10 protein-coding genes are annotated in these 10,986 nt (G+C 62.1%); 2 read left to right on the top strand and 8 right to left on the bottom strand.

What is annotated here, in order from left to right:
- Position 1: 1 nt before the first annotated feature.
- From EK373_RS29885 to EK373_RS29870, 4 genes are all read right to left on the bottom strand, one after another.
- Positions 2-1,315, bottom strand: coding sequence for an efflux RND transporter periplasmic adaptor subunit (locus EK373_RS29885; RefSeq protein ID WP_129648801.1), 1,314 nt, complete (start codon positions 1,313-1,315; stop codon positions 2-4).
- 16 nt (positions 1,316-1,331) lie between these two features.
- Positions 1,332-1,703 carry a BlaI/MecI/CopY family transcriptional regulator gene (locus tag EK373_RS29880; protein ID WP_129648799.1) on the bottom strand — a complete coding sequence of 124 codons (372 nt, stop codon included), beginning with the start codon at positions 1,701-1,703 and terminating at the stop codon, positions 1,332-1,334.
- Between the two features lie 82 nt (positions 1,704-1,785).
- Positions 1,786-2,163 (bottom strand): VOC family protein, encoded by a 378-nt coding sequence (locus tag EK373_RS29875; RefSeq protein ID WP_129648797.1) that lies wholly within the window; start codon positions 2,161-2,163, stop codon positions 1,786-1,788.
- 102 nt (positions 2,164-2,265) lie between these two features.
- Complete coding sequence (locus EK373_RS29870) at positions 2,266-2,619, bottom strand: RidA family protein (protein WP_129648795.1); 354 nt, start codon at positions 2,617-2,619, stop codon at positions 2,266-2,268.
- 120 nt (positions 2,620-2,739) lie between these two features.
- Between EK373_RS29870 and EK373_RS29865 the strand changes: the two genes are divergently transcribed.
- Positions 2,740-3,960 carry a GAF domain-containing sensor histidine kinase gene (locus EK373_RS29865; RefSeq protein WP_129648793.1) on the top strand — a complete coding sequence of 407 codons (1,221 nt, stop codon included), beginning with the start codon at positions 2,740-2,742 and terminating at the stop codon, positions 3,958-3,960.
- Positions 3,961-3,978: 18 nt separating this feature from the next.
- On the opposite strand, the gene glgX is transcribed toward EK373_RS29865, so the two are convergent.
- The 3 genes from glgX to EK373_RS29850 all read right to left on the bottom strand — a co-directional run bounded on the left by glgX (position 3,979) and on the right by EK373_RS29850 (position 7,626).
- Positions 3,979-6,171 carry a glycogen debranching protein GlgX gene (gene glgX / locus EK373_RS29860; RefSeq protein WP_129648791.1) on the bottom strand — a complete coding sequence of 731 codons (2,193 nt, stop codon included), beginning with the start codon at positions 6,169-6,171 and terminating at the stop codon, positions 3,979-3,981.
- A 65-nt stretch (positions 6,172-6,236) separates the two neighbouring features.
- Complete coding sequence (locus tag EK373_RS29855) at positions 6,237-6,626, bottom strand: DUF3175 domain-containing protein (protein WP_129648789.1); 390 nt, start codon at positions 6,624-6,626, stop codon at positions 6,237-6,239.
- A gap of 73 nt (positions 6,627-6,699) precedes the next feature.
- On the bottom strand, positions 6,700-7,626 hold the full coding sequence (locus EK373_RS29850; protein WP_129648787.1) for a bifunctional helix-turn-helix transcriptional regulator/GNAT family N-acetyltransferase: 927 nt from the start codon (positions 7,624-7,626) through the stop codon (positions 6,700-6,702).
- Positions 7,627-7,749: 123 nt separating this feature from the next.
- On the opposite strand from EK373_RS29850, the gene EK373_RS29845 reads away from it, so the two are divergent.
- Positions 7,750-10,110 carry a DNA polymerase II gene (locus tag EK373_RS29845; protein ID WP_157994602.1) on the top strand — a complete coding sequence of 787 codons (2,361 nt, stop codon included), beginning with the start codon at positions 7,750-7,752 and terminating at the stop codon, positions 10,108-10,110.
- Here the strand turns inward: EK373_RS29845 and EK373_RS29840 are convergent, their stop codons facing one another.
- Complete coding sequence (locus EK373_RS29840) at positions 10,111-10,950, bottom strand: FadR/GntR family transcriptional regulator (RefSeq protein WP_129648783.1); 840 nt, start codon at positions 10,948-10,950, stop codon at positions 10,111-10,113.
- Positions 10,951-10,986 lie beyond the last annotated feature (36 nt).

Here is a 10,986-nt window from a genome sequence, read left to right as displayed (position 1 = left end):
CCTAACGAGTGAGGACGATGCGATCCACGGCGTCGAGCCCGGTGTAGTCCGAGGTGATGACGCGATCGCCAGGGGCGAGACCGTCGAGCACTTCGAGCTGTTCGATGGAACGCCGGCCGAGCCGGACCTGCCGGCGCGCCGCCGATTGGCCGTCGGCGGCAACGACAAACAGCCAGGTCCCGCCAGTGCGCTCTATGAACTGACCATTGGGAAGTAACAACGCGTTCGTGTCGCCGCCAAGCCTGAGCCGGCCCTGTGCGGTGGCGCCGGCTACCAAAGCCTCCGGGCGCTCGGCGCCAAAATCGAGATCGATCTGAAACTGCCCGTTGCGGACCTGCGGAGACACGCGTCGCACGGTGAGATCGGCCGGCGCGCCATTGATCTCGACCGTGGCTGTTTGACCGGGGCGTACCCGCGACAAGTAGAACTCATCGATATCGGCGACGAGCTTCATTCCCGAGTCTGGCGTCACTTCCGCCAGACGATCGCCGGACGCGCGGTTCTCGCCGACCTTCAAGTCGAGCGCGGTGACACGGCCAGACACTGGGGCGCGAACGACGAGGCTGTCGAGTTTGTCGTGCACCACCGTGAGGTTGCCTCGCAGGTTCTGCAGCTGATCGTGAATGGCTGGCAACAAGCGGGCGCGCAACTCGGATTGCCGGCGACTGCTGTCGGATTGGATCGGCTTGAGTTGTTGATAATAGGCAAGCTCATCAGCGATCTCGTCGCGCTGCTCGCGAGACATCAGCCCCTTACCGGCCAGCGTCTCGCGACGCTCCATGGCACGCCGCAGACTCAGGATTTTGTAGTCGATCTCTGCGAGCCCTCGCTCGTTCACCAGATGATTCTGTTCGAGCGCGATCTCGTTCTGCTGCAGCTGTGAGATGGCCTGGTTGAGCTGCGATTCCTGCTGAATGACCTGCAGCGCCAGGTTGGTGTTGCTGAGTGCGATGATGGGCTGGCCGGCCTCGACCACGTCGCCCGCTTCGACGTAAATGCGGTCCACGCGGCCACCGTCGACGGCATCGACATAAACGGTTTCCCGGGGCACGACTCGCGCATTCAAGGGAATCAAATCACGAAACAAACCTTGCTCTACGGTCGCGGTCGATATTTGATCGAGCGGCACTCTTAGTGTTCGCTCGCCTGTGCCTGCGATCAGTTTGATCAACAGCAATGAGGCGGCCAGGACGACAACCGCAGCGGCACCAATCCGGGCGCCGAGCGACCAACGTCGCAGCGACCACGCGGGATGCTCGATCCGCCGATCCATCGCGGGACCGGCAAGCGAAGCGGGCGGGGCAGGGATCGCCATCGTTGCATCCGTCACATCAACGAGGCTTGCGACGAAGCTTGCCGGCCAGCGCTTTCAGTTGATCTGCGCTCACCAATCCCGAGTCGACCAGCCCAAGCAACATACGCTCGAGCGAGCCGCCGCAGTATCGCTGGACGATGTCCTGAACCGCGCTGGCCGCGGCCGATTCCGGCGTTTCTTTGGCGCGATAAACAAACGTTCCGTTCACGACCGTGTGATCGACGTAATCCTTTTCCTCCAGGCGCCGTAGCACGGTGCGGATGGTGGCGTCCTTCAAATCGCGGGCAACTTGCTGGCGAACGGCAAAAGCCGTCATCTCGCCGTGTTGCCAGAGAATCGCGAGCAACTCGTGCTCCAGATCGCCAAGCGGAGGGCGCGCGCGTTTCATGGTGTTATCACTCGTAACATGTGACGAGTTGTAACATCTAAGCTCGGCGATGGCAACCCGGCCTTTCGAGGCCGGTGCGGGACTACTCGGCCGAGTAGCTCAACGCTTCGATCTTGTTGCCGTCCGGGTCGAAGACAAATGCGCCGTAATAGTGATCGTCGTATTCGGGACGAATGCCGGGCGCGCCATCGCTGCGTCCGCCATTCTTCAACGCAACGGCGTGGAATTCATCGACCATCTTGCGGCTGCGTGCCTGGAACGCGATGTGGGTGCCGTTGCCGGCGGTGGCGGGTTGTTTGTTCGTGGGGACGACCAGGCTGAAAAGAATTTCGCCGGTGCCGTAGTGCGCGCCGGTTTCATCGCACTTGAGCAAACGAAAGCCGAGCAGGTCGAAGACGGGATCGTAGAACCGCCGTACGCGCTCTACGTCGTTGGTCCCGAGCGAGACGTGATTGATCATGGCAGCACCGTTCGGTGGAGATCCGTTCAACCGATGCCACAGAGCACAAGTTCCGGCGGCTGCGGCAGCGCTCCAGAGTGAGCGCTGCCTTCGAGACGATGCTTACTGAGCCGCGATCACGCGGATCTCCACGGTCCACTTCGGCTGTGCGAGCTTCGCTTCTACGCAAGCGCGCACCGGTGTGTTCCCCGGGCTCACCCACTTGTCCCACACCGAATTCATCTCAGCAAACGTGCTCATGTCGGCCAGCCAGATCGTGGCCTGGAGCAGGCGGCTCTTATCGCTGCCCACCGACGCGAGCGCCTTGTCGATCTGCTGCAGGATATCCGCCGTCTGCGCAGCCACCGGCTGGCCGGCCGCACTCTCGGCCACGTAACCGGACAGATAGACGGTGCCGTTGTGGACGACGATGCCGCTCATCCGCGCGCCGACGTCGTAACGCTTGATTTCGCTCATTGCTCTTACTCAGGGGTTAACCAAGGGCCGCGTAGTTTCACCATCCGGGCCGGCTCGGGCAATGCGCCCACTGAAATATTTCCCATGACTTAAGGCTGACATCGTGCTATGACGCCGCCCATGCGCGTTCCAACGGAGCAGGAATTACAGGCAGACGTGGCCAGGGCGGGCCGGATCGATGCCATTACCGCGATGCTCAATGTCATCTGCCGGGTGACGAAGATGCGTTTTGCGGCGGTGGCGCGGGTCACCGAGAATCGCTGGATTGCCTGCCAGGTCCGCGACGAGCTCGGCATCGGGCTCGAGCCGGGCGGCGAGCTGGAGATCGAGACCACGATCTGCAACGAGATCCGGCAGCACGGTCAGTCGGTCGTGATCGATCACGTCGCCCTGGATCCGCACTTCTGCCGTCACCCCATCCCGGCGAAATATGGCTTTCAGAGTTATATCTCGCTGCCCATCGTACTGCCCGATGGCGAGTTCTTCGGCACGTTGTGCGCGCTCGATCCCTTGCCGGCCAAGGTGAGCAGCGCAGAAACCTTCGGCATGTTCAAGCTGTTCGCCGAGCTGGTGGCATTTCACTACGACGCGCAGAAGAAGATCGACGCCAACGCCGCGCTGCTGGTGGATGAGCGGCACAACGCCGATCTGCGCGAGCAGTTCATCGCAGTGCTCGGTCACGATCTGCGCAATCCGCTGGCGGCGATTTCGGCGGGCAGCCGTGTGTTGATGAAGCAGCAGCTCGACGATCAGTCCCAGGACGTGCTCACGTTGATGCAAGGCTGCATCCGGCGCATGACGGGCTTGATCGACAACGTGCTCGATTTCGCTCGCGGCCGGTTGGGTGGCGGACTGTCGCTCGACAGGAATGCCAAGGAGCCACTCGAGCCGACGTTGTTGCACGTGATCGATGAGCTGCAGACGGCCTGGCCGGATCGAATGATCGATCTGTCGCTGGGCGCGATCGGCAGGGTGGATTGCGATCGCGCGCGGGTCGGTCAGTTGGTTTCGAATCTGCTGTCCAATGCATTGCTCCATGGCGCGCCTCGTGCACCGGTCAGAGTCGCCGCGCGCATCGAGGACAATCAACTGGCCATCGATGTGAGCAACAGCGGTGAGCCCATTCCAGCCGCGGTGCTCGACAAGTTGTTTTCTCCGTTCGTGCGGATGTCGTCGGAACCGCACGGATTGGGTTTGGGCTTGTACATCGCGAGCGAGATCGCAAGAGCCCACGGCGGCACGTTGACAGCGACGTCATCCCCGGAAGAGACGCGTTTCATGTTCCGGATGCGCCTGGCGGCAGCAGGGCTGGAACGGAGAGTTCGGCGGCGCGCTGGTTGAAGCGCGCAGCAGTGAATCTCACTTCTGCTGCTGCGCTGATTGCTTGCCGGGCCTCACCGCCCGATCGATCGCATTCTCACTGTGCGCTTCGAGACTGAAGACCAGGAGCGATCGCCCGGTGACTCCGTACGTTTCGCCGGTCGTGAATATGGCTTTGCGCCCGGTCGGCAGGTCGGGAAGGTTGGTGTCGATCAGCAGTGTCCAGCGCGCGTCGGGCGAATCGCCGGGCAGGGTGAATTCCACCAGATCGTGAAATGCGTTCAGCACGATCAGCAGCGTCGCATCATGGCTGCGCTGACGCAGCCCCGACTCCTGGGCGCGACCGTCGAGCAGCATGCCGAAACACAGCATGCCATCATCGGCCCACTGCTCGTCCTCCATCTCCTTGCCGCTGGCATTGATCCAGGTGATTTCCTTCAGACCGATGCGCGGATTCTCCTGCGCGGAGAGGAAACGGTTGCGACGTAAGATTGGAAATTTCGCTCGCAACGCGGTCATCTGCTGGACGAAGCGCACCAGCGTTTCGTTCTTCTCGGCGAGTGACCAGTCCAGCCAGCTGATCTCGTTGTCCTGGCAGTAGGCGTTGTTGTTGCCTTGCTGAGTGCGGCCGAATTCGTCGCCGGCGAGCAGCATCGGCGTGCCTTGCGACAGCAGCAGTGTCGCGAGGAAGTTGCGAATCTGGCGGGCCCGCAGCGTGTTGATGCCTTCGTCGTCGGTCGGGCCTTCGGCGCCGCAGTTCCAGGAACGGTTGTGCTCGTGGCCGTCCCGGTTGTCCTCGAGGTTGGCTTCGTTGTGCCGCTCGTTATAGCTCACCAGGTCGCTGAGCGTGAAGCCGTCGTGCGCGGTGACGAAGTTGATGCTCGCGTACGGTCGGCGGCCGAACTTGTCGAAGATGTCCGCGGAGCCGTACAGGCGCGGCGCTACTTTGCCGGCTGATGCTTCGCCTCGCCAGAAGTCGCGCACCACATCGCGGTATTGATCGTTCCATTCGGCCCACCCCGGCGGAAATCCGCCGACTTGATAACCGCCGGGACCGCAATCCCAGGGCTCGGCAATCAACTTGACGCGACTCAACACCGGATCCTGCGAGCAGGCTTTCAGGAAGCCGCTCTGATTGTCGAACCCGTTGGGTTCGCGCGCGAGGATGGTGCCGAGATCGAAGCGGAAGCCGTCGACGTGCATCTCGTTCACCCAGAAACGCAGGCTGTCGGTGACCATTTGAATCACCCGCGGATGACTCAGGTTCAGCGTATTACCCGTGCCGGTATCGTTGATGTAGTAGCGCTTCTGCTCGGGCATCAGGCGGTAGTACGACGCATTGTCGACGCCTTTGAAACATAGCGTTGGCCCGCGCTCATTGCCCTCGGCGGTGTGGTTGTAGACGACATCCAGGATCACTTCGAGCCCGGCATCGTGAAAGCGCGCGACCATCTCTTTGAACTCTTGCACGCCGCGCCGCCGATCGATGAGATAGCGCGGGTCCGGGGCGAAGAATCCAATCGAGTTGTAGCCCCAATAGTTGGTCAAGCCCTTCTCGAGCAGCAGGCTGTCATAAACGAAGGCATGGATCGGCAGCAGCTCCACCGTGGTGATACCGAGCGACTTGATGTACTTGATGACTTCGGGCACGGCGAGGCCGGCGAAGGTGCCGCGAAGTTTCTCTGGCACCTGCGGGTGCAGCTTGGTGTAACCGCGCACGTGCGTTTCGTAAATGATGGTGCGATCCCACGGCACGAGCGGACTGACAGATTGTTTCCAATCGAAAGCCGAGTCCGCGACTACGCACTTGGGGATGAAAGGAGCGCTGTCGCGTTCGTCGAAAGTCAGATCGTCGCCTTCGGCGCCGATGGTGTAACCGAACAAGGCGTCATCCCAGCGCAGCTCGCCGACGAATTCGCGCGCGTACGGATCGATTACCAGTTTGTTGGGATTGAAGCGGTGGCCGGCTTCGGGCTCGTACGGGCCGTGCACTCGATAGCCGTAAACCGTGCCGGGGCCGACATCGACCAGATAGCCGTGCCAGATCTCGTCGGTGTACTCGGGCAGCTCGATGCGCTCGAGCTCCTTCTGACCATCGGCGTCGAATAGGCACAGTTCGACTTTGGTGGCGTTGGCGGAGAACAGCGAGAAGTTCGTGCCTTGGCCATCCCAGAAGGCGCCTCTGGGGTGGGGCAGGCCCTCACGCAACTGTGACGCGAAACTACGGCTCAAGGTTGGCACCCGATCGAGGAGGGATAACGACCGCAGGAGCAACGCTCAGCGCTTGGGAACGTTCCCTAACCCCGGGCTTTCCGGCGTTTGGTGCTCTTGCGTGTCGCCTTCCGCGGCGATTTCCGTGCAACCTTCTTCTTTGCCGTCTTTTTCTTGGCGGCCTTGTTCTCGGGAGTCTTGCCGTACAGCTTGCGCAGCTCTTCCTTGGCGTCTTCGAGCTTGCGCTTGCTGGCGGCCGGTAACGTCTTGCCTGCACGATTCCCGTAGAAGGTCAGCATGGACATCGCGGAGCGATACGGCGAGGACTTGCGCTTGTGGCTGCGATCGGCGGAGCGCTTCAAGGAAAGGGCGATGCCGCGAGAGCTGGCGCGGGTGAATACGCCTTCCTCGAGTGTCAGTGCATCGCTGGTCTGGGTGACTCGCTGCGACCAGCGTTTCCTGCGGGCGGTGGCCATGCTGCCTCCGGGATCGTGGCGACGCTGACGGAATGATCCAGCCGTGCCAACGTTCCCAGAACGCCCCGGCCCATTACTCGAATTGCAGCGTCCAGGTCTCGCCGACCAGCGCTTGACCGAAGCTGTGGTGGGGTTCGCTCTTTTCCAGTTTGAAGCCGGCCGCAACGTACAACTTGCGCGCCGCGAGCAGGGTGCTCTGTGTCCAGAGCGTCATGCCTTTGTAACCTGCCTGCCGTGCAAAGCTGACGCACTCTTGCACGAGAAGGCGGCCGACGCCGTGGCCTCGCGCGCTGTCCTCGACCAACAGCAGACGCAGCTTCGCGATGCCGTCGGAACCACGCACCAACATGATCGTGCCGACCGGCGTGTCACCCAACTCGGCGATCCAGCAGCGCTCGGTCGCGGGATCGTATTCGCGCAGAAACTTGGCGCAGATCTCCGCAACCAGCGCTTCGAAGTCGCTGTTGTAGCCATATTCCTTTTCATACAGCGCGCCGTGCCGCTGAATGATCCAGCCCATGTCGCCGGCTCGATGGGTTCGCAACCGGACGGCTGGCGTGGCAGGCTGCGGGCTGAGGAGCGATTGCACTTGTCTTAGATGCGCTTGCAGTTGCAGTTGTTGATGCCAGGGCAGGGGTTCCAGCAGCTTGGCGACTTCATCGCGCGCTTGCTGATTCACGCTCGCGAATGCCTTGCGGCCTTTCGCTGTCAGTAACAGGTGAGATTTGCGGCCATCGTCCTCGGAGCGCTCGCGCTTGAGCCAGCCGCGCTTTTCGAACTGCGCGAGAATCCGGCTGACGTAGCCGAAGTCCATGCCGAGCGCTCGCACCAGGTCGGCCGCCATGACGTCTTCGTTGTTGGCGATCTCGTAGAGCACGCGGACTTCGGTCAACGAATAGTCGCCGCCCAACAGGTTGTTGCCGAGCACGCCGATGGTGCGGGTGTAAAAGCGATTGAACTGCCGGATGTCGGCGATGATGGTGTCTGAGGCTGCATTCATACGGTTCCCTCCCTGCGGCCAGACCTTCGCGCAATTACTTGACGCTGTCAAGTATCGGTCCAGGCCAGCGCCTGGCAGGTTTTCCGGCTCGCGACGGCGGCCCGTTTGGAGCACAATTCGCGGGTGATCAAGCTCCGAGGCTTCATTCTCCAGGCCAGTTATCGCGTGGTCTCCGGCCCTGCCGGAACGCGCGTTCCTGTCATCCATATTTACGGTCGTCTCGAGGACGGCGGTACCTTTCTGGTTCGCGACCATCGCCAGCGCCCGCACTTCTATATCCGCACGGCGGATGTCGAGCGCGCGAGTGTGCTGACCTCCCAGCAAGCGGTTCCTTTGCAGAAGCGCACCTTCAATGGCGAGCCGGTATCGCGCTTCGACATGGAAACGCCGACCGATGTGCCCGGCCTGCGCGACCGGATGCACGACGTGGGTATCGACACCTACGAAGCGGACGTGCGCTTTGCGATTCGCTATCTGATCGAGCGCGGCATCAAAGGCGGTTGTGAGATCGAGGGCGAGGCCACGCCGGGCGAGGGCATCAGCTGGGTGTTCGACAACCCCGTGCTGCGGCCGGCGGATGTGAGGATCAAGCCGCGCGTCCTATCGTTCGATATCGAAACCGATGGCAAGGGTGAGCGTCTGCTCGCCATCTCGCTGTACTCGAACGAGATCGACGAAGTGCTGATCGTCGACGGCAGCGATCGTCCGATGCCCGAGAAGGCCACGCGCTGCCTCGACGAATATTCCGCGCTCAACGCGTTCTGCGAACGGGTGCAGCGTCTGGATCCCGACGTGATCACCGGCTGGAACATCGTCGACTTCGATCTGACGGCGTTGCAGAAGATGGCGCAGCGGCTGCGGCATCCCTTCAACCTCGGCCGCGATACGGGCGCGATCCGCATTCGCAAGGCGGAAGGTTATTTCGGCAGCGGCCAGGCGAGCATTCCCGGCCGATTGGTCATGGACGGCATCGATCTGCTGCGCGGCGCGTTCGTGCGCATGGACGATTACTCGCTCGACGCCGTTGCACGAGAAGTGCTCGGTGAAGGCAAGGCGGTAGCGGGCGATGTGCGCGATCGTCTGGCCGAGATCATTCACAACTATCGTCACGATCTGCCGGCGTTCGCGTTGTACGCTCGCACCGACGCGCGGCTGGTGTTCGAGATCGTCGCGAAGTTGAATGTGATCCACCTCGCCGTGGCGCGCAGTCAACTCACGGGCATGACGCCGGATCGGGTCGCAGCCAGCATCGCCTCGTTCGACTTTCTATATCTCTCCGAACTGGAAAAGCTCGGCATCGTGGCGCCGACCGTCCGCTCCAGCGATTCTCGTGTGTACGAGGCTCAGCAGGGTGGCCACGTGCTCGAGCCGCTCACCGGTCTGCACCGGAATGTCTGGGTGTTCGACTTCAAGAGTCTGTATCCCAGCATCATTCGCACGTTCAACATCGATCCGTTGTCGTATGTGGCGCGGCCGCACCCGACGGACGATTTGATCGAAACCCCGGGTGGCGCGTTTCGCCGGGAACCGGCGATCCTGCCGCGAGTGCTAGATGAGCTGTTTCCGCGGCGTGATGTCGCCAAGAAGAATGGCGATAAAGTGGCCTCGCACGCCATCAAGATCTTGATGAATTCCTGCTATGGCGTGCTGGGCACGCCTGCCTGCCGCTTCTACAACCCGGCGCTCGCCAACTCGATCACCGGGACCGGCCGCGAGATTCTGCTCTGGTCCAAGCAGTGGTTCGAGAGCGCGGGTTACACCGTGCTCTACGGCGATACGGACAGCTTGTTCGTTCGCTCCGGGATGCCCGATGCCGACGAAGCGCGCGCCATGGGCAAAGAGCTCGCAGCCAAGCTGAATCGAGACATCGCTCAATACATCGGCCAGGAATGGCGCGTGACCAGCAAGATGGAGCTGAAGTTCGAGAAGCTCTACCTTCGGCTGTTCCTGCCTCGGGCCCGAGGCAGCACGCGCGGCGCCAGCAAACGTTACGCGGGCTTGCTCAATGCGGCCGATATCGACGGCGTGCAGTTCGTCGGCATGGAAGTCGTGCGGCGTGACTGGACGGCGCTTGCCAAGCAAGTACAGCGCGAGCTGTATCACCGCTTGTTCACCGATCAGCCCGTCGACGTGTATCTCGCCGACATCGTCGGCCGCGTGCGCGACGGCAAGCTCGATGACCAGCTGGTCTACAAAAAGAATCTTCGGAAGGACACCGAGGAGTACACCGCGACGACGCCACCGCACGTCGTGGCCGCTCGCAAGTCGACTCAGCCGCTGGGTCGGCTGATCAGTTATGTGATCACGACGGCGGGCCCGGAGCCCATCGACAACGTCCAGCATCCGCTGGATCGCGAGCACTATGTGATCAAACAGATCAAACCGGTCGCGGAGCCGGTGCTCGCGACCTTGGGATTGGATTTCGAGCAGGTCATCGGCGACAGCCGCCAGATGGATCTATACGCACTGCTCGGCGATCGCTGATTACGTGCTTCGCCGACGTGCCGCGCCATTGCGGCCGCTGGCCGATGCCCGCGCCGATGTCGAGCGAGGCGCAGCTGCGGCGGCGACACGAGTTCCGCTCGCACGCGATGAGGCTGCAGCGGCCGAAACCTTGTTGTTCTTCTTTCGAGCCGTGTTGATCAGGTCCAGCACTTCGCTGATGATGCCTTCCATGATGGTGCGCGCTTTGTTGGCATCGCCGGCCTCGATGGCGTCGAGCACTTTTTGGTGAATGCCAACGTCGGCCTGCGGCACGCCTTTCACTGAATTGGTGAGCCGGATCGAGATCCGCAGCGCCGCGTTGATCATGTCTTCGAGCTGCGCGTAGAAGCGATTGCCCGTGGCGTGCAGTACGGCGACATGAAAGGCGATGTCGGATTCGAGGGGATCATCCTCGCCCAAGGCGGCTGTCTTCATTCGCTCGACAGCGCGACGGATGCGGGCGATGCCTTCGGGCGTGGCGCTCCGGGCCGCAAGCGCCGCTGCCATGGGTTCGATGGCGTAACGAATCTCCGTGAACTCGGCGAGCAGTTCCAGCGAGAACTTTCGCTCCAGCAGCCAGCGCAGTACATCGGGATCGAGCAGGTTCCAATTGCTTTCCGGCTCGACCCAGGTGCCCTGGCGCGGCCGGGCGCTGAGCAGGCCCTTGGCGGTGAGCATTTTGACCGCTTCCCGCAGCACGGTGCGGCTCGCACCGAACTGTTTGCACAGCTCGGCCTCGATGGGAAACGGCACCGCGTCGCCATAGGTCTGGGTGACGACGGCTTGGCCCAGTTCTTCGACGATGCCGTAGGTCAGGTTTTGTCCGCTAGGTTTGCGCATCTGCCTGGCTTGTATGTGTCCCTGAGTTATGGGAGC

Source organism: Peristeroidobacter agariperforans (genome assembly GCF_004138335.1).
Classification (GTDB): domain Bacteria; phylum Pseudomonadota; class Gammaproteobacteria; order Steroidobacterales; family Steroidobacteraceae; genus Steroidobacter; species Steroidobacter agariperforans.
The sequence above is the reverse complement of the archived record's forward strand: the minus strand, read 5'-3'. Positions and strand labels throughout refer to the sequence as shown.

Excerpts from the sequence above, each read along its gene's own strand:
- EK373_RS29885 (WP_129648801.1), bottom strand. The coding sequence starts at position 1,315 with ATGGCGATCCCTGCCCCGCCCGCTTCGCTTGCCGGTCCCGCGATGGAT.
- EK373_RS29880 (WP_129648799.1), bottom strand. The coding sequence starts at position 1,703 with ATGAAACGCGCGCGCCCTCCGCTTGGCGATCTGGAGCACGAGTTGCTC.
- EK373_RS29875 (WP_129648797.1), bottom strand. The coding sequence starts at position 2,163 with ATGATCAATCACGTCTCGCTCGGGACCAACGACGTAGAGCGCGTACGG.
- EK373_RS29870 (WP_129648795.1), bottom strand. The coding sequence starts at position 2,619 with ATGAGCGAAATCAAGCGTTACGACGTCGGCGCGCGGATGAGCGGCATC.
- EK373_RS29865 (WP_129648793.1), top strand. The coding sequence starts at position 2,740 with ATGCGCGTTCCAACGGAGCAGGAATTACAGGCAGACGTGGCCAGGGCG.
- EK373_RS29855 (WP_129648789.1), bottom strand. The coding sequence starts at position 6,626 with ATGGCCACCGCCCGCAGGAAACGCTGGTCGCAGCGAGTCACCCAGACC.
- EK373_RS29850 (WP_129648787.1), bottom strand. The coding sequence starts at position 7,626 with ATGAATGCAGCCTCAGACACCATCATCGCCGACATCCGGCAGTTCAAT.
- EK373_RS29840 (WP_129648783.1), bottom strand. The coding sequence starts at position 10,950 with ATGCGCAAACCTAGCGGACAAAACCTGACCTACGGCATCGTCGAAGAA.